The organism is Cupriavidus basilensis (assembly GCF_008801925.2).
Taxonomy (GTDB): Bacteria; Pseudomonadota; Gammaproteobacteria; order Burkholderiales; family Burkholderiaceae; genus Cupriavidus; species Cupriavidus basilensis.
On record NZ_CP062803.1, the window covers coordinates 2,625,516 to 2,646,922 of the forward strand.

At 64.7% G+C, this 21,407-nt stretch carries 19 protein-coding genes; 2 read left to right on the forward strand and 17 right to left on the reverse strand.

Annotated features, from left to right (window positions below; all coding sequences use genetic code 11):
- Positions 1-3 precede the first annotated feature (3 nt).
- The 16 genes from F7R26_RS11875 to ndk form a co-directional block, all read right to left on the reverse strand.
- Entirely contained in the window at positions 4-564 is a 561-nt protein-coding gene (locus F7R26_RS11875) for a phosphoribosyltransferase (RefSeq protein WP_043347431.1), read from the reverse strand.
- Positions 565-717: 153 nt separating this feature from the next.
- Positions 718-2,058: an adenylosuccinate synthase gene (locus F7R26_RS11880; protein ID WP_150992382.1), complete on the reverse strand. Its 1,341-nt coding sequence runs from the start codon at positions 2,056-2,058 to the stop codon at positions 718-720.
- A gap of 114 nt (positions 2,059-2,172) precedes the next feature.
- Positions 2,173-3,336 carry an ATP phosphoribosyltransferase regulatory subunit gene (locus F7R26_RS11885; RefSeq protein ID WP_150992384.1) on the reverse strand — a complete coding sequence of 388 codons (1,164 nt, stop codon included), beginning with the start codon at positions 3,334-3,336 and terminating at the stop codon, positions 2,173-2,175.
- A gap of 235 nt (positions 3,337-3,571) precedes the next feature.
- A complete protein-coding gene (gene hflC / locus F7R26_RS11890; RefSeq protein WP_150992386.1) occupies positions 3,572-4,480 on the reverse strand; it encodes a protease modulator HflC in 909 nt (302 codons plus the stop codon).
- Between the two features lie 11 nt (positions 4,481-4,491).
- Positions 4,492-5,895: an FtsH protease activity modulator HflK gene (gene hflK, locus F7R26_RS11895; protein ID WP_150992388.1), complete on the reverse strand. Its 1,404-nt coding sequence runs from the start codon at positions 5,893-5,895 to the stop codon at positions 4,492-4,494.
- Positions 5,896-5,999: 104 nt separating this feature from the next.
- A complete protein-coding gene (gene hflX / locus F7R26_RS11900) occupies positions 6,000-7,247 on the reverse strand; it encodes a GTPase HflX (protein ID WP_150992390.1) in 1,248 nt (415 codons plus the stop codon).
- 295 nt (positions 7,248-7,542) lie between these two features.
- Positions 7,543-7,782: an RNA chaperone Hfq gene (gene hfq, locus F7R26_RS11905; RefSeq protein ID WP_006157757.1), complete on the reverse strand. Its 240-nt coding sequence runs from the start codon at positions 7,780-7,782 to the stop codon at positions 7,543-7,545.
- 207 nt (positions 7,783-7,989) lie between these two features.
- Positions 7,990-9,333: a ribosome biogenesis GTPase Der gene (gene der, locus F7R26_RS11910; RefSeq protein ID WP_150992392.1), complete on the reverse strand. Its 1,344-nt coding sequence runs from the start codon at positions 9,331-9,333 to the stop codon at positions 7,990-7,992.
- Between the two features lie 225 nt (positions 9,334-9,558).
- Entirely contained in the window at positions 9,559-10,746 is a 1,188-nt protein-coding gene (gene bamB, locus F7R26_RS11915; RefSeq protein WP_150992394.1) for an outer membrane protein assembly factor BamB, read from the reverse strand.
- 104 nt (positions 10,747-10,850) lie between these two features.
- Positions 10,851-11,483, reverse strand: coding sequence for a YfgM family protein (locus F7R26_RS11920; protein WP_150992397.1), 633 nt, complete (start codon positions 11,481-11,483; stop codon positions 10,851-10,853).
- A gap of 85 nt (positions 11,484-11,568) precedes the next feature.
- On the reverse strand, positions 11,569-12,849 hold the full coding sequence (hisS, locus tag F7R26_RS11925) for a histidine--tRNA ligase (protein WP_241754531.1): 1,281 nt from the start codon (positions 12,847-12,849) through the stop codon (positions 11,569-11,571).
- A 147-nt stretch (positions 12,850-12,996) separates the two neighbouring features.
- A complete protein-coding gene (gene ispG / locus F7R26_RS11930) occupies positions 12,997-14,289 on the reverse strand; it encodes a flavodoxin-dependent (E)-4-hydroxy-3-methylbut-2-enyl-diphosphate synthase (RefSeq protein ID WP_150992401.1) in 1,293 nt (430 codons plus the stop codon).
- A gap of 50 nt (positions 14,290-14,339) precedes the next feature.
- Positions 14,340-15,347: a helix-turn-helix domain-containing protein gene (locus tag F7R26_RS11935; protein WP_150992403.1), complete on the reverse strand. Its 1,008-nt coding sequence runs from the start codon at positions 15,345-15,347 to the stop codon at positions 14,340-14,342.
- Positions 15,340-16,119 (reverse strand): type IV pilus biogenesis/stability protein PilW, encoded by a 780-nt coding sequence (gene pilW, locus F7R26_RS11940; RefSeq protein WP_150992405.1) that lies wholly within the window; start codon positions 16,117-16,119, stop codon positions 15,340-15,342. The genes F7R26_RS11935 and pilW overlap by 8 nt, the downstream gene beginning before the upstream one ends.
- A complete protein-coding gene (rlmN, locus tag F7R26_RS11945; protein ID WP_150992407.1) occupies positions 16,116-17,270 on the reverse strand; it encodes a dual-specificity RNA methyltransferase RlmN in 1,155 nt (384 codons plus the stop codon). The genes pilW and rlmN overlap by 4 nt, the downstream gene beginning before the upstream one ends.
- 53 nt (positions 17,271-17,323) lie before the next feature.
- A complete protein-coding gene (gene ndk, locus F7R26_RS11950; protein ID WP_006157747.1) occupies positions 17,324-17,749 on the reverse strand; it encodes a nucleoside-diphosphate kinase in 426 nt (141 codons plus the stop codon).
- Positions 17,750-18,087: 338 nt separating this feature from the next.
- Between ndk and F7R26_RS11955 the strand changes: the two genes are divergently transcribed.
- Complete coding sequence (locus tag F7R26_RS11955; RefSeq protein ID WP_006157746.1) at positions 18,088-18,789, forward strand: Bax inhibitor-1/YccA family protein; 702 nt, start codon at positions 18,088-18,090, stop codon at positions 18,787-18,789.
- A 98-nt stretch (positions 18,790-18,887) separates the two neighbouring features.
- Here the strand turns inward: F7R26_RS11955 and rlmD are convergent, their stop codons facing one another.
- Positions 18,888-20,192, reverse strand: a complete 1,305-nt coding sequence (gene rlmD / locus F7R26_RS11960) for a 23S rRNA (uracil(1939)-C(5))-methyltransferase RlmD (protein WP_241754532.1) — start codon at positions 20,190-20,192, stop codon at positions 18,888-18,890.
- A 329-nt stretch (positions 20,193-20,521) separates the two neighbouring features.
- On the opposite strand from rlmD, the gene F7R26_RS11965 reads away from it, so the two are divergent.
- On the forward strand, positions 20,522-21,391 hold the full coding sequence (locus F7R26_RS11965; RefSeq protein ID WP_150992409.1) for an endonuclease/exonuclease/phosphatase family protein: 870 nt from the start codon (positions 20,522-20,524) through the stop codon (positions 21,389-21,391).
- Positions 21,392-21,407 lie beyond the last annotated feature (16 nt).

The following is a 21,407-nucleotide window of genomic DNA, read 5'->3' on the forward strand; positions in this document are numbered from 1 at the left end:
GGATCAGGCCTGCGAGCTGCCGGCGGCGTGCTTGCCGCGCTTGAGCCAGGCCGCCAGGTTGTGCGGACGCAGCGTGTCGTACTCTTCGAACGGCTGGTGAATCCAGGGATTCGTCGGCAGGAAGGTCACGTGGTAGTCCGGCTTGACCTTGGAGCAGGCCTTGTACCACAGCACGGACGAGCGCACTTCCGTCACGGCCGGATAGCGCTCCTGCAGATGGCGGCCCACGCGCTCCAGCGTGACGCCGGAATCCACCAGGTCATCGACCAGCAGGATCTTGCCGGAGAGGTCGCCCTTGGTCATGGTGATGTACTGCGCGATATCGAGGTCGCCCTGCTGTGTGCCCGCTGCCTCGCGGTAACTGCTGGTGGCCAGGATGGCCAGAGGCACGTCGAAGATACGGGACATCTGGTCGCCGACGCGCAGGCCACCGCGTGCCAGGCACAGGATCTTGTCGAACTTCCAGCCCGACTCGTGGACGTTCAGCGCCAGGCGCGCGATCAGGCTGTGGTAGTCGTCCCACGAGATCCACAGGTTCTCTTCGTCGTTCGATGGCAGGGTCATGATTGTTTTAGCTCTTCGGCTTTAGGCTTGAGGTCTGTCGACCGATAAAGTTTCGGCCCGCTTGCGCGGGCCGATTTGCTCTTGTGCAACTGCCGTCTTTTAGCGGGCGCGACTTCGTTCAGCCGCGCGGGCGCCCTGACGGGCAAGACTGCATCAGGCTACGTACGGGTGACGCAGCAGGATGGTTTCGTCGCGGTCCGGGCCGGTCGAGATCATGTCGATCGGGATGCCGACCACTTCCTCGACGCGCTTCAGGTAGATGCGAGCCTGTTCCGGCAGCGCGTCCCAGGCCTTCACGCCGAAGGTGGATTCATTCCAGCCCGGGAATTCCTCGTACACCGGCACGCAGCGCGCCACGGCATCCGAGCCGCGCGGCAGGATGTCGACGGTCTTGCCGTCCAGTTCGTAGCCCACACACAGCTTGAGGGTTTCCAGGCCATCCAGCACGTCGAGCTTGGTCATGCAAAGACCCGACACACCGTTGATCTGCACCGAACGCTTGAGCGCGGCGGCATCGAGCCAGCCGGTACGGCGCGGTCGTCCGGTCACCGAACCGAATTCCTTGCCGACGTTGGCCAGGCGCACACCCACCGGGTCCTGGCGCTTGGGGTTGTCGTTGTCGTACAGCTCGCTGGGGAACGGGCCTGCGCCCACGCGGGTGCAGTAAGCCTTGGTGATGCCCAGGATGTAGTTCAGGCGGCCCGGGCCGACACCGGCACCGGCGGCGGCCGCACCGGCCACGCAGTTGCTGGAGGTAACGAACGGATAGGTGCCGTGGTCGACGTCGAGCAGCGTGCCTTGCGCGCCTTCGAACATCAGGTTCCCGCCGGCAGCGTTGACCGCGTAAAGCTCGGCCGACACATCGGCCACCATCGGGGCCAGGCGCGGCGCGTAGGCCAGCATTTCGTCCAGAGTCTGCTGGAAGTCGACCGCTTCCGCGCCCAGGTACTGGGTCAGCATGAAGTTATGCAGGTCGAGGTTCTCGCGCAGCTTCTCGGCGAAGCACTTGGGATCGAACAGGTCCTGCACGCGCAGCGCGCGGCGGGCCACCTTGTCTTCGTAGGCCGGGCCGATGCCGCGGCCGGTGGTGCCGATCTTGTCGGCGCCACGGCGCACCTCACGGGCCTTGTCGATGGCCACGTGGTACGGCAGGATCAGCGTGGTCGCTTCGGAAATGCGCAGGCGGTTCTGCACCTGCAGGCCAGCGGTTTCCAGTTCCTCGATCTCACGGAACAGCGCCTCCGGCGACAGCACGACGCCGTTGCCGATGTAGCAGATCGTGCCTTCTCGCATGATGCCCGAGGGGATCAGGCGCAGGATGGTCTTCTTGCCGCCGATGATGAGCGTATGGCCGGCATTGTGGCCGCCCTGGAACCGCACCACGCCCTTTGCATGATCGGTAAGCCAATCGACGATTTTTCCCTTGCCTTCGTCACCCCATTGGGTGCCGATCACGACGACATTGCGTCCCTGGCTTACTGCAGAAGCGGACATGTTGATTTTGGTCAGTGGGTTAAAAACGTATTTTACTCTCGTTGCAGGTCAACTCCCCGATTTTGGGGAGATCGGCCTGCAACGCGGGGGAATTCCGCGGCCTGGCGCTTGCGCTCAGGCCCCGGCGCTGCGCGGAATCACCGTCCAGCCGCCATCCTGGCGGACCAGTTGCCGGTCGCAGTTGAACTCGTCGAGCTGGTGCGTGTGCCCCGGCAGCGACTGGATGACGATCTCGCCGGCGGCGCGCAGCGCGGCAATCGCGGCACGCAAGGCAGGATCCGCATCCCACGGCGCGAAGATGGCAAAAGCACGCACTTCCAGCGGAGAAAGCGAGGCAACTTCGCGCAAGTCCAATGAAAAGCCGGTTGCAGGCCGCGCGCGACCAAAGGCCTCGCCGACCTTGTCATAGCGGCCACCGCGCGCCACGTAGTTGGGCAAGCCAGCCACATAGGCAGTGAACATCACGCCACTGTGATAGTGGTAACCGCGCAGGTCGGACAGGTCGATATTGACGCTCGCCCCGCTCACTTCCGCGGCCAGTGCCGCCAGTTCGTCCAGCGCACGGCCAATCGCCGGGCTCGCCGGCAGCGTCGCGCGGGCGCGCTCGATCACCTCCACGCCGCCGTACAGCGTCGGCAGCGCCAGCAGCGCATCGCGCTCGGCCTGCGGCATGCCTTCGGTCAGTTCGCGCAGCGCCGACACATCCTTGGTTTCCAGGGCCGCAAACAGCACATCCTCGATCTTGCGGCTGGACGGCAAGCCGTCCAGCAAGGCCTCCAGGATGCCCGCGTGGCAAAGGTCGAGGCGGATCTCGGTCAGGCCGGCAACCTGCAGCGCGGCCAGCATCAGGGCCTGGATTTCCACATCCGCTTCCAGGCCGGCATGGCCGTAGATCTCCGCGCCGACCTGGATCGGCTCGCGGGTTGCGCGAAAGCCGGCCGGGCGAGCGTGCAGCACATTGCCCGCGTAGCACAGCCGGGTCACGCCGGAGCGGTTCAGCAAGTGGGCATCGATGCGGGCGACCTGCGGGGTAATGTCGGCGCGCAGGCCCATGGTGCGGCCGGAGAGCTGGTCGACCAGTTTGAGCGTGCGCAGGTCGAGGTCGTGCCCGGTCCCGGTGAGCAGCGATTCCAGGTATTCCAGCATCGGCGGCATGACCAGCTCGTAGCCGTAGGTGCGGAACAAGTCCAGCATGCGGCGGCGCAGTTCTTCGATCTTGCGGGCCTCCGACGGCAGCACGTCGGCGATGTTTTCAGGCAGGAGCCAGTGATTGGACATGGTAAATCTCTTCACTTCACACAGTTGCCGGGAGGCCTTGAGCCACCCGTTGAAATTCGATCCCGCCGCGCGCTGCGCCGGGAGCGCCAGCCGCAAGCGGGGAGCCAGTCACCTGGCGTGGCGGATGAGACGGCAGCGACGCCCCTCGCGAGCCTCTCTTGCCGCCCCTCCAGCCGGACAAAACCCCGGCAAGCCGGGGTTTTGTCGAAGCGCCTGGCGGATGGAACCGCCTAGCTTAGCGACGGCTCGCCGGAGGCGCTGCCGCCGGCGCCGCTGCGCCGCCCGACGACCGCATATAGCGGAAGAAGTCGGAATTGGGCTCCAGCACCAGCACGTCGCGCTTGTCGCGGAACGTATTGCGGTAAGCCTCCATGCTGCGCCAGAACTGCGCGAACTGGGGATCCCGGCCAAACGATTCGGCGTAGATCTGCGACGCGCGGGCATCGCCCTCGCCCTTGATCTTCTGCGCATCGCGGTAGGCTTCCGCCAGCACGACTTCACGCTGACGATCGGCATCGGCGCGGATCTTCTCGCCCTCGGCCGCGCCGGTGGAGCGCAGCTCGTTGGCCACGCGCTTGCGCTCGGCTTCCATGCGGCGATACACCGATTCGCTGATTGCGGGCAGCAGGTCGACACGCTTGAGGCGCACGTCGATGATCTCGACGCCAACGGACTGCGCGTAGTCAGCCATCGCGGAGCGGATATTCTGCATCACCTTCTCGCGCTCGCCGGCCACCAGCTCCGCCACCGTGCGCTTGCCGAATTCCTCGCGTGCAACGGAGTCGATACGCTGGGTCATGCGGTCCTGCGCGCCGCGGATGTTGCCATTGAAGGCCACGTAGAACTTGCGCGGATCGGTGATGCGCCATTTGACGAACCAGTCCACCACCATGCTCTTCTTCTCGGCCGTGAGAAAGCGCTCCGAAGCGGCCACATCGATCGTCAGCAGGCGGCGATCCATGAAAATCACGTTCTGCAGCGGCGGCGGCAACTTGAAGTGCAGGCCCGGCTCGTTCACCACCTGCTTGATTTGGCCGAAGGCGAACACCACGGCGTACTGACGCTGGTCCACCACGAACACCATCGAGGAGCCGATCGCCAGCGCGATGAAGAGGCCGATTACTACGGAAATCAGTCGGTTCATGTCGGGTCTCCTCAGCGCGAATCGCGGTCACGGTTGCGCAACAGCTCGCGCGACCGGTTATCGCCACTGGCATCGGGCGCGGGAGACGTGCCGCTGCCCGCGGCAGGGGCCTGCGCGGTGCCGGAAGCCGGCGCGCGCGCATCCACCGCCGATTGCGACATCAGCTTGTCCAGCGGCAGGTAGAGGAGATTGTTACCCTGGCGTGAATCCACCAGCACCTTGGTCGAATTGGTATAGATCTGCTGCATGGTCTCGATATAGATGCGATCACGCGTCACCTGCGGGGCCTTGGCATACTCGGCCTGGACCTGGCGGAAACGCGAGGCATCGCCTTCGGCCTGGGCGGTCACTCGCGCCTTGTAGGCTTCGGCTTCTTCATTCAGACGCGCGGCGGTACCCTTGGCGCGCGGAATCACGTCATTGGCGTAGGCCTGGCCTTCGCTGATGGCGCGTTCGCGGTCCTGGCTGGCCTTGTTGACGTCGTCAAAGGCCGCCTGGACCTGCTCGGGCGGCTGCACGCTCTGCACGTTGACGGAGATCACGCGGATGCCGGTCTTGTACGCGGTCAGGATCGACTGGATCGACTTGGCCAGGTTCTGGGCAATCTGTTCACGGTTCTCGTAGAGCACCGCGTCCATCTTGTTGCGCCCGACGATCTCGCGCACCGAGGTCTCGGCTGCCTGGGTCACCAGTTCTTCGTCGCCACCACGGTCGGTCTTGTTGTAGAACAGGAATTCGCTCGCATCCTGGATGTCGTACTGCACCGTGAAGCGGACGTCGATGATGTTCTCGTCCTGCGTCAGCATCGACGCGTCCTTCAGGTTGCTGTCCTTGATCGAGGTGGAACGGCCCACTTCAACCGAGCGCACGCCCGACAGGTTGACGATCTCGGCGGACTGGATCGGGTACGGCAGGCGCCAGTTGATACCCGGGCCCGTCGTGTACTTGAACTTGCCAAACTGGAGGATGACGGCGGTCTGGCCTTCCTGCACCATGAAGAAACCGCTGGCCAGCCAGATGCCGACCGCTGCGATCACCACCACGCCCGCGCCGATCCCCGAGCCTTTGCCCGGCGTGCGCGCACCGCCGCCAAAGCCCTGGTTGCCGCCGCCATTGTCCTTACGGCCAAGCAGGCCGTTAAGGCGACGGTTGAAATCGCGCCAGAGTTCGTCGAGGTCGGGCGGACCATCCTGGGGCGGACGCTGGTTTTGCTGGCGATTGTTGTCGCGGCTATCCTTGTCCTTGTCTTTGTCCTCGTCATCCGGGCCGCCCCTACCCCAACGGGGATCGTTCAAAGACAGGATCGCGCGCAAACGCTGCCAGGCCGTTCGCGACGGTGCATGGCCGCCGTTGCGGCCACCTGCGCGGCTGCCAAAGGCATGGCTCGATTCAGAATTCCGGGGAAACAGGGGCATGAAGTGCACGGGTCCGGGATAGTTGGAACAAGGGGATTCTAACAGTCATCGACGCCACTTTTACCCATTTGGGGCAATCTGGCTCCGATTTCCGTCGAACCGGCTCACTGCGTGTCGGGTTCTTCCGGATCCACCCGGGTGTCATCGCCGTCAAAATCGCTGTCGAGATCGTCGTCCGGGTAGGGCTGCGCAACCGCGAGGCGCGGATCCAGCGGGGGACGCTCCGGCGGGCGCTCGGCCAGCCAGCGCGCCACTTCCACCAGCGCTTCGCGCAAGGTATCCAGACCAATACCATCGCGCGCGCTGACGAACACGCGGGTCGGCACACCCTCCTCGTTGCGCTCCACGCGGGGGCCCTGCTCGAGCAGTTCGGGCGACGCGTCGATCTTGTTCATCACCACGATCTGCGGGATGTCGTCGGCATTGATTTCGGCCAGCACACGGTTGACCTGCTCGACCTGCTCATGGCGCACCGGGCTGGAGGCATCGACCACATGCAGCAGCAGGTCCGCATGCACGGTCTCCTCCAACGTGGCGCGGAACGCGGCCACCAGCTGGGTCGGCAGATCGCGGATGAAGCCCACGGTATCCGACAGCACCACGTTGCCCACGCCTTCCAGGTACAGCCGGCGCGAAGTGGTATCCAGCGTGGCAAACAGCTGGTCGGCAGCGTAGGCCCGAGCCTTGGTGAGGGCGTTGAACAGCGTCGACTTGCCAGCGTTGGTATAGCCGACCAGCGAGATGCTCAAGGTGTCGTTGCGCGCCCGCGCGCGCCGCTGGGTGCTGTGCTGACGCTGCAGCCGCGTCAGGTCAGCTTTCAGCCGCTTGGCGCGCTCGTCCAGCAGGCGGCGGTCGAGCTCGAGCTGGCGCTCGCCCGGGCCGCCACGCATGCCAATGCCCCCCTTCTGCCGCTCCAGGTGGCTCCAGGCGCGGACCAGCCGCGAGGCCTGGTACTGGACCTGGGCGAGCTCGACCTGCACCTTGCCGACGTGGCTCTGCGCCCGCTGGCCGAAGATGTCCAGGATCAGTCCGGTACGGTCGATGACATGGCGCTGCAGGAAGCGCTCGAGGTTGCGTTGCTGGGCAGGGCTGAGCGAGTGGTTGAACACCACCACGTCGGCATCGAGTGCATCGGCGGCCTCCTTCAGTTCCTCCGCCTTGCCGGAACCGATGAACAGCGCCGGGTCGGGACGGGACCTGCGTCCGGTCAGCGTGTGCACCGGCGTGGAACCCGCGGTCGACGTCAGCAACGCCAGCTCGCTCAGGCTTTCCTGGAAATCATGCTTGCCGAAATCGACACCAACGAGGATGGCGCGGGAGGACTCGGAATTGGAAGTGGCTCTAGATTGCAAACGGGAGGATCGCGAAACGCGAGAAAGGAAAACGGGTTGGAAGCTACTGGGAGGCAGCGGCTGGCGCCGTTAGGCAGGAGCCCCGGCCTGGGAAGACGCTTGAAGCGGGGGCGCTGTCCGTGGCGGAATGCACCAGGGTGAAGCATGTCCGTGCCCGTGGCTACTTTGCAGCCAGGATGGGCTGGCGTCTTTTGGTGTCGCACCGGAGCATCTGGCCCCTGCGCGACACCGGCACTGGCGGCCGTGTCGTGGTGCGACTGGCCCGCCGGAAAACTGCGGTGCTATCCGCGGATGATCAGCCTTCAGCCGTTTCGTCCACGCGGAAATTCACGGCGCGGGCGGGTACGACGGTGGAAATCGCATGCTTGTAGACCATCTGCGTCACGGTGTTGCGCAACAGGACGACGTACTGGTCGAACGACTCGATATTGCCTTGCAGCTTGATGCCATTCACGAGGTAGATGGAAACCGGTACGTGCTCTTTGCGCAGCGCGTTCAGGAACGGGTCTTGTAGCAATTGCCCTTTGTTGCTCATGGCACACTCCAAATTTATAGATTTAGTGATAGATGATGGGGACGGTAATCCCCGATTCAAGTCAAACGGCGCAAACCGCGCCAAAAAAAGATCAAAACGGTACCAAGCTAGCATCGCCTCGCAGGGAACCCCCTGCTACCGTGAATTTAGCCTCAGTTCCAAACGAACGCAAACGAAACTTACCCGCCCGGGCTCCCGTCGACTGACTCAATCCTTCGAGTCGGCATATGGGTTTTTGTTCGTTCTAAATTCGATGCGAAGCGGTGTGCCCTTCAGTTTGAAAGCCGAGCGGAAACGGTTTTCGAGATAGCGCCGATAGGTGTCGGCGATACCGGAAAGCGAATTGCCGTGCACGATGATGATGGGCGGATTGGACCCGCCCTGGTGCGCGTAGCGCAGCTTGGGCCGGGTCGCGCCGACACGCCGCGGCTGCTGGAACTCGACCGCTTCCTGCAGGATCCGCGTGAGCTGCGGCGTGGGCAGCTTGACCATCGCCGCGGCATACGCCTCATCCACCGAGCGCAGCAGCGCGCTGATGCCCGTGCGCTGCTGCGCGGACACAAAGTGGAAGTTGGCGAAGTCCAGGAACTGCAGCTTGCGCTCCAGATCGTGCTTGATACGGTCGCGGCTGTGGCCGTCAAGGCCGTCCCACTTGTTGACGCCAACCACCAGCGCCCGCCCGGATTCCACGATGAAGCCGGCGATGTGCGCATCCTGCTCCGACACGTCCTGCTGCGCGTCGAGCAGCAGCACCACGACGTTCGCATCAGCGATCGATTGCAGCGTCTTGACCACGGAGAACTTCTCGATGGCCTCGAACACCTTGCCGCGCTTGCGCAGGCCGGCTGTGTCGATCAGCGTATAGGGCTTGCCGCCGCGCTCGAACTCCACATAGATGGCATCCCGGGTGGTGCCAGGCATGTCGAACGCGATCACGCGTTCTTCGCCGATCAGGGTGTTGACCAGCGTGGACTTGCCCACATTCGGCCGGCCCACGATAGCGATCTTGACGCCGCGCTGGGCGCCCTCGTCTTCCTCGGCAAGTTCCGGGCGTTCTTTCACCGCCAGTTCCAGTGCCTCGTCGACCAGCTCGCGCACGCCGTCGCCGTGGGTCGACGAAATGGCATAGGGGTCGCCCATGCCAAGCTCGTAGAACTCCGACACCACGGTCGTGTACTTCATGCCCTCGGCCTTGTTCACGGCCAGCATGACGCGGCGCCCGGTCTTGCGCAGGTAATCAGCGATCACGCGGTCCTGCGGCGCCAGCCCGAGGCGGCCGTCGACGAGGAAGATCACCACGTCGGCCTCGACCACCGCCTGACGGGTCTGCTTGGCCATTTCGGCAACGATGCCTTCCTTGGCCACCGGCTCGAAACCGCCGGTGTCGATGGCGATGAACGGACGTTCACCGATACGGCCCTCGCCATAGTGGCGATCACGCGTGAGCCCAGGCAAATCGGCGACAAGCGCGTCGCGCGAACGGGTCATGCGGTTGAATAGCGTCGACTTGCCCACATTGGGACGGCCGACCAGAGCGATAACTGGTTTCATGCAATAAACGGAAATGGGGGCCGGCAGATGCCGCCCCCCAGGAACTCCGGAGTGATATGGGTCCGACGGCCAGGCGTCGCGCGCCTGGCCACTTTTCCTGTCGGGTGGTCAGGTTTGCATCGCAACCCGACCTCGTTCACCTGCACGGCCAGAAGGGCCGCGCTACCGGATTGGCGCCGCCCGTGCCGACAGGTGCACGGACAGTCGCCATGAATGTCGACCGCCTCAGTCCGGCACGAAGCCGTAGAGGTTGCCGTCGCGTGTCTGTACCACCAGCGACGGGCCCGCCACCACCGGCGCAGCGGTAATCTCGCTGCCATCGGTCTTCAGGCGTGCCACGAACTGACCGTCCTCGCGCGACAAGAAGTGTACATAGCCTTCGTAATCGCCCGCCACCACCGAACGCCCCACCGCCAGCGGCGTGCCGAGACGGCGGTACAGCAGTTGATCGTTCTTCCAGCGTTCCGTGCCGTTCTGGCGGTCAAACGCATGGACCACGGAGCGCTCGTCCCCGGCGTACAGCGAAGTGTCATCCTGCGCGGGGCCGGTCGGCGAAGAGAAATCCTTGCCCCACTGCGGCTGGCCATTGGCCAGCTCAAGACAGGCGATCCGGCCCTGGAACGTGGTCGCGCAGACCTGGCGGCCATTGACCATGGGCTGGCCCGTCACATCATTGAGCCGTTCAATCTCGGACACGCCCTTCGGATAGGAAACCGTACTCTCCCAGCGCAGCACGCCGTTGCCCGGAGCCAGCACACCCAGCTTGCCGCCGGGGAAACCCATCACGATGCCGTCGCCGGCAAACGCCATGCCCATCGAGGCGCGCAGGTTGAGCGGGGTCTGCGAACGCTGGTAGATCCAGCGGCGCTCGCCGGTCTGCGCATCCAGACCAAGCACGCGGGTATCGGTCGTGCGCACGACCACCAGGCCGTTGCCAACCAGCGGCGCGGAGAGAACCTCCCCATTGACCTGCTTCTTCCAGATCTGCTTGCCGCTGGCGTCAAAGGCAAAGACCGCGCCCTTCTCGCCCGCCACCGCCGTCACTGTGCCGTCGCTGCCGGGGCCGGTGGTCAGGTCGATGTCGGTCTTGGCCTCCCACAAGGTGCGCCCCGTGGCGCCATCGAGCGCCAGCACCTTGCCGCCATTGGAAGATGCATAGACGGTGCTGCCGGAGACAGAAGGTTGCAGCGAGTACGGGCCGCTCTTGCCGACGCTGGCCTTCCAGGCCTGGCGCACCGACAACGTCTGGGTGATCGGCTTGAGTTCGACCGGCGTGCGCTTGTCAGCCTTGCTGAACAACGAGCAGCCGCCCAGGCTGGCGACGCTGGCCGCACAAGCGGCGGCCACCACCAGGCCGCGGACAAATTTGCCGTGTTGCTGGTTCTGGGCCGTGCCGGAAAACAATGACTTCATGAGGTTCCGATCCTGATTTAAGTTGAGGCGCAAGGGTGCAGGCAAGCGGGGCATACGTGGCATGCAAATTCCGCGGGCCTGTCGGCGAGCCGGGCCAACCGCCTTCAGGCGGTGCCCAGCGCGTCAAGCTTGAACTGAATGATCTGGCGCATGGCTGCGTCATTGGCGCTCAGCTTGTCGAGCGCCTTCTGGTAGGCCAAGCGGGCTTCCGGGCGCTTGTCCTGGGCCGCCAGCAGATCGCCCCGACGGTCCGCATATAGCGCCACGAACGGTGCCGGCGGCTCGTCCTTGAGCAGTGCCAGGCCCTGGTCGTAGGCCTTCTCGTCAAGCAGCACGCCAGCCAGGCGCACGCGCGCCAGGTGAGCATACTCGCCATCGCCATGGTCGATCGCCCATTGCAACTGGGCCTTCGTGCCAGCCAGGTCGCCTGCATCGTACAGCACCTTGGCCGATACCAGCGCGGTCATGGGGCCATAGGCTGTCTTGCCGAATTTTTCCTCGAGATCGCCGGCGGCGCGCTTGATCCGCTCGACATCGCGGCTCTCGGCAGCCTTGACCACCTGCTCGTACAGCAGCGCCGCTTCTCCGGCCTGCTTGCGTTGCCAGTAGTTCCAGCCACTCCACGCAGCGAAGGCCAGCAAGCCGGCGATCAAGGCCCAGGTCACGGTATTGCCGTACTGGCGCCACCAGGCCTTGAGGCTCTCAAGCTGTTCCTGTTCTTCTAGATCGTAAGCCATGTCGAGGGATCCACCCGCGTTTGTTTGTATGAAGGACCGCGCTCGTGCGGTCCCTGGTTCCGATGCTGCCTGCTGACCTGCAGGCTTAGTCGCTGGCGCCAACCATGGCGTCGATGATGTGGTCGACCAGCTTTCCAGCCTCCACCGTCACCTGCGCGCCGCCGCCTTCGGCCTGCGCGCCCTGGCGCAGGTCCTTGACCTGTGCCGTGCCCGCCACCACTTCATCCTCGCCAATGATAACGGCATAGGCCGCACCGCTGCCGTCGGCACGCTTCATCTGCGACTTGAAGCTGCCGCTCTTGCCGTCGGGCGTGGCATGCAGCAGCACGTCAAGGCCGGCATCGCGCAAGCGCTCGGCGATGATCATGGCCTGCTCGCCAGCCGCTTCGCCCTGGTGGACGAGGTACACATCGGCGCCTTCCGCCTGCGGCACGAGCTTTTCCTCGCGCAGCAGTTCGATGATGCGCTCGATGCCCATCGCCCAGCCACAAGCCGGTGCCGCCTTGCCGCCCATCTGCGCGATCAGCGGATCGTAGCGCCCGCCGCCGGCGATGGTACCCTGCGCGCCGAGCTTGTCGGTGATCCACTCGAACACCGTCAGGTTGTAGTAGTCCAGCCCGCGCACCAGGCGCGGATTGATCTTGAACGGGATGTTGTTGGCCTTGAGCAGGCGCTGCACGCCGTCGAAGTGGGCAAGCGACTCCGCGCCCAGGAAATCGATCAGCTTGGGCGCGTTGCTCGCCATTTCCTGCAGCGCGGGATTCTTGGTATCCAGCACGCGCAGCGGGTTGGTGTACAGGCGGCGCTTGCTGTCTTCGTCAAGAATGTCCTGGAAACCTTCCAGGTATTTGATCAGTTCTTCGCGGTGCGCGGCGCGCTCTTCGGCCTGGCCCAGCGAGTTGAGCTCGAGGCGCACGCCGACCAGGCCCAGGTCATCCCACAGGCGCTGGCACATCATGATGATCTCGGCGTCCACGTCCGGGCCGGCAAAGCCGAGTGCCTCGGCGCCAAGCTGGTGGAACTGGCGATAGCGCCCGCGCTGGGGACGCTCGTGGCGGAACATCGGGCCGGTGTACCACAGGCGCTTTGGACCGTCGTACAGCAGGTTGTGCTCGATGGTGGCCCGCACCGCGGCCGCCGTGCCTTCGGGGCGCAGCGTCAGTTGCTCGCCGTTGAGCGCATCGGTGAAGGAATACATCTCCTTCTCGACGATGTCGGTCACCTCGCCGATGCCGCGCACGAACAGCTGCGTGTGCTCAACGATGGGCGTGCGGACCTGCTGGTAGCCATAGGCACGCAGCATCGCGCGCGAGGCGTTCTCGAAATGCTCCCACAACGGCGCGTCGGCGGGCAGCATATCGTTCATGCCCTTGACGCCCTGCAGTGCTTTCACTGCCTTGCTCTTGCTCTCTGCCTTGCTGTCGGCAGCCTTGGTGCCATCGCTGGCGGCCACCGGATTCACGGGTTGGTTCATTGTGTCTTGTCTTTCCCTGTAGCGCCTGGCCGCAACGGCTCAGGCTGCCACCTCATTGCCGGCGCTCCCGGCCTTCTTGCCGTAGTGGGTGCGCACATAATCGTCCACGATCGCCTGGAATTCCTCGGCGATGCGATCGCCGCGCAGCGTCTTGACCTTCACGCCGTCGACAAACACCGGCGCCGCCGGCGATTCGCCCGAACCCGGCAGCGAGATGCCGATATTGGCATGCTTGCTTTCGCCCGGCCCGTTCACGATGCAGCCCATCACGGCCACATCCATTTCTTCTACGCCAGGGTAGGCGGTCTTCCAGGTCGGCATCTGCTCGCGCAGGTAGCTCTGGATGCTGGACGCCAGTTCCTGGAAAGTGGTGCTGGTGGTACGGCCACAGCCCGGGCAGGCAATCACCATCGGGGTGAAGTTGCGCAGGCCCATGGTCTGCAGGATCTCCTGCCCCACGTAGACTTCCTTCTCGCGCGCAGCGCCGGGTTCCGGTGTCAGCGAAATCCGGATGGTGTCGCCGATGCCTTCCTGCAGCAGCACCGACAGCGCGGCGGTGGAGGCCACGATACCCTTGCTGCCCATGCCTGCCTCGGTCAGCCCGAGGTGCAATGCGTAGTCGCAGCGCTTGGTCAGCTCGCGATACACAGCGATCAGTTCCTGGACCTGCGAGACCTTGCACGACAGGATGATCTGATCACCCGAAAGCCCGATTTCCTCGGCCTTCTTCGCCGACTCGATCGCGGAGGTGATCAGCGCCTCGACCATCACATTCTGCGCCGGCCACGGCTCGGCGCGCAGGGCGTTCTCGTCCATGATGCGCGCCAGCAGCGACTGGTCCAGGCTGCCCCAGTTCACGCCGATGCGCACCGGCTTGTCGTAGCGGCAGGCCATTTCGATCATCTGCGCGAATTGCGTGTCGCGCTTGGCGCCCTGCCCCACGTTGCCGGGGTTGATGCGGTATTTCGACAACGCCTGGGCGCAGTCGGGATAATCGCGCAGCAGCGTGTGGCCGTTGTAGTGGAAGTCACCCACCAGCGGCACGTTCACGCCCATGCGGTCCAGTTGCTCACGCAGCGCGGGAACCGCTGCCGCGGCTTCCGGCGTGTTGACCGTGATGCGCACGATTTCGGAACCGGCACGCGCCAGCTCCTTGACCTGGATCGCGGTGCCGATGGCGTCCACCGTGTCGGTGTTCGTCATCGACTGCACGCGCACGGGAGCGTCGCCACCGATCGTGACCACGTTGTCGCCCCACACCACGCGCGCCTGGCGCGTTTTGCGGCGGGGCAGCGGGCCGGGCAGCACCGGCATACAAGCCTGTTGATTCATAGCATTACCACCTTGCAATGCGGCGTTGCGCATGGCTGGAGAAACGATGTTCAGGGCAGCGTCAGGCGCGCCACGTTATTGCGGTTTGCCGCCTGCAGGTCGACCGGTGTGCCGTTGCGCGTCAGCGACTCGACGCCCTTGACGTTGCCGATCACGATTTTGTACGGTGGCGTACCGCCACCGCTAAGATCCTGGCCCGCGCGCGCAGTACCGCCAAGCACGATCTTGCCGCTACGGTCGCGGATCTCGTACCAGGTATCCGATGCGAAACGGATGCGCAACTCGCCCGCGCCATCCGCCGCTGCGGGGGCAGGCACTGCTGCTGAAGCAGCTACCGCCGCGGGGACAACGGCCACGGCGGCCGGAGCCGGCGCTGCCGAAGGTGCGGGTGCTGCCGAAGGTGCTGGCGCCACCGCCACCGGGCCGCTGGCGGGCAGCGACTCGGACGGCGCGGGGGCATCGGACGCGGCCATCACCGACGGCAGTGCGGCCGTGACGGTACCGGGCTCGCTGCCTTGCACCGTGGCTTGCTCCGCCGGGGGCGCCGTGAGCGTTTCCTTGCGCGTCTCGATCCATTGCTTGAAGTGGTCCAGCCCGAACAGCACCCCGCCACCGATCACGGCGACCACCAGGGCCAGCCAGATCCACCGACCGCCGGAGCCGCCGGAGTTAAAGCGGTTACGGTCGTCGAAACTCTCGTTCAGGCCACCTTCGCGGCGCATGCCGATTTCCACCACCGGCACAGCCTGCGCGTGGAAACGCGCCAGCAAGGCGTCGATATCGATCTGCAGCATGCGCGCGTAAGCGCGCATCACGCCCTTGGCAAAGGTCACGTCGGGCAGCGCCGCGACGTCACCCTGCTCGATGGCGGCCAGTTTGTGCGAGGCGACCTTCAGCCGCGCACTGACATCTTCCAGCGAGAAACGCTGATCCTTGCGCGCTTGCGCCAGCCGCTCGCCAATCTCGCGCGCCACCACCTCGCGCCCGGCATCCGCAGGAGTACTCCCCGCGTGCCCCGTCGCTGCAGTCTGGCCTTCGGCGCGCTCGTGCTCACTCATCCCATGCTCCTTGTTCGTATGCGGTCAACTCACGCGAATCGGGGAAACGGCTGCGCAACTGTGCCACCAGGGCATTCTGCGCCGCTACATCACCCTGACGGCGGGCAATGCGCGCACCCAGCCAGAGGGATTGCGCGCTGACGAAATTGCTGCTGTTGATGCGGCCGACATACTGCTGGGCACGCTGGTAGTCCCCTCGCTGGTAATACAGCAGCGCCAGGTTGTTGTTGGCTACCGGGTTGTTGCGATCGTAGCGCAAGGCGCCAAACAAGCTCTTCTCGGCTGCCTCGCTGCTGCCATTGCGCAGCTGGCAGGCACCGAGGCTGGTCAGTGCCTTGCCGGGCCCGCTTGCCGAGGGCGCGTTGACCGCACGTTCCAGGTAAGGCACGGCCTCGGCATAGCGCCCATTCACGCACAGGAACCACCCGTAGTTGTTCAGCACGTCGCCGTCATCGGCGCGCATGGCCAGCGCGGTACGAAAGCTCTCTTCCGCCAGCACGCGCTCGTTCATGTTCATGTAGACCAACGCGCGGATATGGTACGCATCGACCAGCGTCGGGTCGATGGCAATGGCCTGCTTGGCCTCGTCCAGCGCGACGGTGTACTGTCCGGCTTCAAGGTAGCTGGTAGCCAGCTGGAGACGGATGGTGGCACGCCGGCTCAGCTCGGTCTGGTCGGATGCGGTCTGCAACTCGGGCTTGACCGGCGGCGGCAACTGGCACGCGGACAGCAGCGCCAGCCCCATCAGGACCGCAACTATCAGACGGGTCATGCAGGCCGGGCCTCTTGCGGCTGGCCGGCCGCGGGCGCCGCCACGATCGGCGTGATCTTGCCGAACTTGCCGCGCTGGGCCAGGCGGGTACGGTCCTTGACCTCGCCCGCGAGCTGGCCGCAGGCGGCATCGATATCGTCGCCGCGCGTCTTGCGGATGGTGGTGACGATGCCGGCGTCCATCAGGACCTGGGCGAAGCGGCGGATCTGCTCGTTGTTCGAGCGCTTGAGGCCCGACTCCGGGAACGGGTTGAACGGGATCAGGTTGAACTTGCAGGGCACGTCGGCCACAAGCTTCAGCAGTTCCCGGGCATGCTCGACACCGTCATTGACGCCATCCAGCATGCAGTATTCGAAGGTGATGAAATCGCGCGGGGCGAATTCCAGGTAGCGGCGGCAAGCCGCCATCAGCTCGGCGAGCGGGTACTTCTTGTTGAGCGGCACCAGCATGTCGCGCAACGGATCGTTGGACGCGTGCAGCGATACCGCCAGCGCCACGGGCAAATCCTTGGCCAGCCGGTCCATCATCGGCACCACGCCGGAGGTCGACAACGTCACGCGCCGGCGCGACAGCCCGTAGGCATTGTCGTCCAGCATCAGGCGCATGGCCGGCACAACCTGGCCATAGTTGAGCAGCGGCTCGCCCATGCCCATCATCACCACGTTGGAGATGACGCGATCGTCCTTGGCGGCACGGCCCAGCTGGGCACGCATGGCGAACTCGGCCATCCACAGCTGGCCGATGATCTCGCCAGTGGACAGGTTGCGCGAGAAGCCTTGCTTGCCGGTCGAGCAGAACCGGCAATTGACGGCGCACCCCGCCTGCGAAGACACGCACAGCGTGCCGCGCGTCTCCTCAGGGATGTACACCGTCTCCACCGCATCGCCGGCGCCAACGTCCAGCAACCACTTGCGCGTGCCGTCGGCCGACAGGTTGTCGGTGATGACGGCAGGCGAGCGGATCTCGGCGCGCGTGGCGAGCTTTTCGCGCAGCGACTTGGCGAGATCCGACATGGCATCGAAACGGCTGGCGCCAAACTGGTGAATCCAGCGCTGCAACTGCCGCGCACGAAACGGCTTCTCGCCGAGCTCGCCGCAATAGGCGGTAAGCGCGTCCGCATCCAGATCGAGCAGGTTGACGAGAGTGTTCATGACGGCAGTATCAACTTCTATGGCAGTCTAGTCTTGTGGAATAGACCAGACAATCAGCGGCTGTAAACGTTCATGCCGGGGAAGAAGAAAGCGATTTCGACGGCAGCGGTTTCTGCTGCGTCCGAGCCGTGAACGGCGTTGGCGTCGATGCTGTCAGCGAAATCGGCGCGGATCGTGCCGGCTTCAGCCTTCTTCGGGTCGGTTGCGCCCATCAGGTCGCGATGCTTGGCGATGGCGTTCTCGCCTTCCAGGGCCTGGATGATGACCGGGCCGGAAACCATGAAGTCCACCAGGTCCTTGAAGAACGGGCGGGCAGCGTGCACTGCGTAGAATTGCTCGGCTTCGCCGCGCGACAGGTGAACCATCTTGGCAGCCACGATCTTCAGGCCTGCGGCCTCGAAACGAGCGTAAATCTGGCCGATGACATTCTTTGCCACGGCATCCGGCTTGATAATCGACAGGGTGCGTTCGATCGCCATAAAAACTCCAAAAAATGAAGGGGTTACAATTCAAGTAAACGTGCAATTCTAGCACGAGACGGTTATGGTTTCGAGAAGGCCCGTGGCCGCAGGTTCCCGTGAGCCAACCAAAGCACGGCACACATCGAAAAGATACTTAAAAGTCACTTAAAGTATCGCGCCACATGCAGGGAACGCAGGAGGCCGGTCGCGATCAAAGCATCACTGGCAGCGCGGATTCCGCAAGAATGTGGCTGATACGTTCCCCAGCCCTTGCAATTCCGTTACTGCGATGCCACATTGGCGTTGTGCCCGCCTGGGTTACCCCGGCGCCTCACCGTTTTGAGACAGGAGTCACCATGGATAACAAGCTGAACACATACAGTTTCGGCAGTGGCACCGCGACCAGCGACGTCGTGGTGCGCAATCGGGTCATGCGCAACACCTACTGGTTGCTTGCGATTTCGATGATTCCCACCGTCATCGGTGCGTGGATCGGCGTCACCACGGGCTTCAGCCTGATGAAAGGCAGCCCCGGCCTGTCGATGATCCTGTTCCTGGGCATCGCGTTCGGCTTCTTCTATGCCATCGAGAAGACCAAGAACAGCAGCATGGGCGTGGTCCTGCTGCTGGCATTCACCTTCTTCATGGGGCTGATGCTGTCGCGCCTGATCGGGTCGGTGCTGCAGTTCTCCAACGGCCCCGCGCTGATCATGTATGCCTTTGGCGGCACAGCGGCGGTGTTTGGCGCCATGGCCACCATCGCTACCGTCAGCAAGCGCGATTTCTCCGGGCTGAGCAAATTCCTGTTCGTCGGCGTGATCCTGCTAATCCTGGCCAGCGTCGCCAACATCTGGCTGCAACTGCCGTCGCTGATGATCACGGTTTCGGTGATCGCCATCGGCATCTTCTCCGCCTACATCCTCTTTGACGTGCAGCGCGTGCTGAACGGGGGCGAGACCAACTACATCACGGCAACGCTGGCGATCTACCTGGACGTGTACAACGTCTTTGCCAACCTGCTGGCGCTGCTGGGCATTTTCGGCGGCAACCGCGACTAAGGCGGGCGGCCCGGCCGCCCTGCCCCGGACTAAAAAAGGCCAGCGCATCCGCGCTGGCCTTTTTCTTTGCGGTGGCCGCAACGCCGCGCCTGCCTTCCTCAGCCGCGGTCGAACACCGCGATCGATTCCACGTGGGAGGTATGCGGGAACATGTTGACCACGCCAGCACCGGAAAGCCGGTAGCCGGCCTCGTGCACCAGCAAGCCGGCGTCGCGCGCCAGCGTGGCCGGGTTGCACGAGACGTAGACGATGCGCTTGGGCAGCACGTCGCTGCCAGCCTGGGCCAGTTCACCAAGCGCCTTGCTGACCGCCAGCGCACCTTCGCGCGGCGGGTCGATCAGCCAGCGGTCGAAACGGCCCAGCGCGGCGATGTCTTCCGCACCCACCTCGAAGAGGTTCCTGCAGGCGAATTCGGTCTTGTGGTTCAACCCGTTGATGACCGCATTGGCAAGTGCCCGGGTAGTCAGGGCCTCGCTGCCTTCGATGCCCATCACCGAGCGGCCGCGCGTGGCCAGCGGCAACGTGAAATTGCCAATGCCGCAGAACAGGTCGAGCAGCCGCTCATCCGGGCGGGCGTCCAACAGGCGCAGCGCCCGGCCGATCAGCGCGCGGTTGATCTGGTGGTTGACCTGGGTAAAGTCGGTCGGCTTGAACGGCATGCGGATATTGAATTCCGGCAACGTGTAGGCCAGTTCGCGGTCCAGCGGGTAGAACGGCACCACGGTGTCCGGGCCCTTGGGCTGAAGCCAGAACTGCACGCCGTGCTGGTCGGCGAAGGCGCGCAGCAACGCCTCGTCGGCGTCGGTCAGCGGCATCAGGATGCGCAGCACCAGCACCGTCACATCCTGCCCCACCGCCAGCTCGACCTGCGGCAGGCGGTCGCGGATCGACAATCCCGTGATCAACTCCCGCAGCGGCACCAGCAGGTCCGATACGTGCGGCGGCAAAACCTTGCAGCTCGCCATGTCGGCCACATAGCTGCTCTTGCGCTCATGAAAGCCAACCAGCGCCACGCCTTTTTTTGCCACGTAACGCACCGTCAGACGCGCCCGGTAGCGGTAGCCCCAGTCCGGGCCGGCGATCGGGCGGAACACCACATCCGGGTGCAGCTTCGACAAGTGCCAGAGATCGTCTTCCAGCACGCGCTGCTTGATGGCCACCTGCGCGCGCGCGTCCAGGTGTTGCATCGAACAACCACCGCAAACGCCAAAATACTCACAGCCCGGCTTCACGCGCATCGGCGAGGCCTTCTTGATCATGCCCAGGTTGGCCTGCTCGAAGCTGGCCTTGCGCTTGAAGCTGCTGTAGCTGACGGTCTCGCCCGGCAGTGCGCCCTCGACAAAAATCACCTTGCCCGGGCTGCCGTCCTCATTGACCAGCCGGCCAACGCCGCGCGCCTCCATGTCGAGGCTGTGGATCTGCACGACGGGCAACTGCACGGGCGCAGGCTTGACCGGTACGGGTACGGCCGGGGAGGCGAAAGCGCCACCTTCTGGCACAGAATGGGCTTGCGAAAGAGTCACGGCTTGAGACACCTGGGGAACCTGACGTATTGTTTTGTGAAAGCGCGATTGTAGTCCAGACGCACGGCCGGGCGGCCCTGCGGCAAGCCCGGCGGCATGAAGACCGGGACAAGCGCGCGAGATAGGCGCAACATGGGTGCAGCACGCGCGTGGCACTTCCGGCACAGAACACCGGCACCGCGCGCCGCGGCAACCGAGCAGGGGGCGACATGGAACTGATTTCCTGGAACATCCAGTGGGGTCGTGGCGCCGACGGGCGCGTCGACCTGGCCCGCACCGTCAGGACGCTGCACGCGATCGCCGACGCCGATGTACTCTGCCTGCAGGAGGTGACGCGCGGCTACACCGACCTCGCAGGCGAGCCTGGGCCCGACCAGGTGGCCGAGCTGGCGGCGCTGTTGCCCGGCTACCGGATCCTCTACGCGCCAGCGGTAGACCGCTTTACCACAGACGGCGCGCCACGCCAGTTCGGCAATCTCATTGCCACCCGCCTGCCCTTGCGCGAAGTGTTTCGCCACGCCCTGCCCTGGCCGACCGATCCAACCGTCCCGTCAATGCCGCGTGTGGCGCTGGAAGCGACGGTAATGGCGGGAGAGCGTCGCCTGCGCGTGATCTGCACCCACCTGGAGTATTACTCGACGCATCAGCGCGCTGCCCAGACCGACGCGCTGCGTGCCTGGCACCGCGAGGCCTGCGAGCACGCCAGCCAACCCGGCCTGCGCGAGACCAGCCCCGGCCCATTCACGCCGGAAGCGCGGCCCGCCTCCGCCGTGCTGTGCGGCGATTTCAACGGCGCGCCGGACGATATTGCTTACCTGCGCATGTTGGCGCCATACGACGGTTGCCACGAAACCGGCATCATCGGCTGGCACGACGCCTGGACGCATACCCACCCCGGCAAGCCCCACGCACCAACTTGCGCCTTATATGACAGGGAGCAATGGCCGCAGGCGCCGTTTGCCTGCGACTTCGCATTCCTGACGGAGGACCTGCTGCCGCGCGTGCTGTGCTGCGAGGTGGATGGCGAAACGCGGGCATCCGACCACCAGCCGATCTACCTGTCGCTGGCGGACGAATAAGGGCCTGCAATGAGAG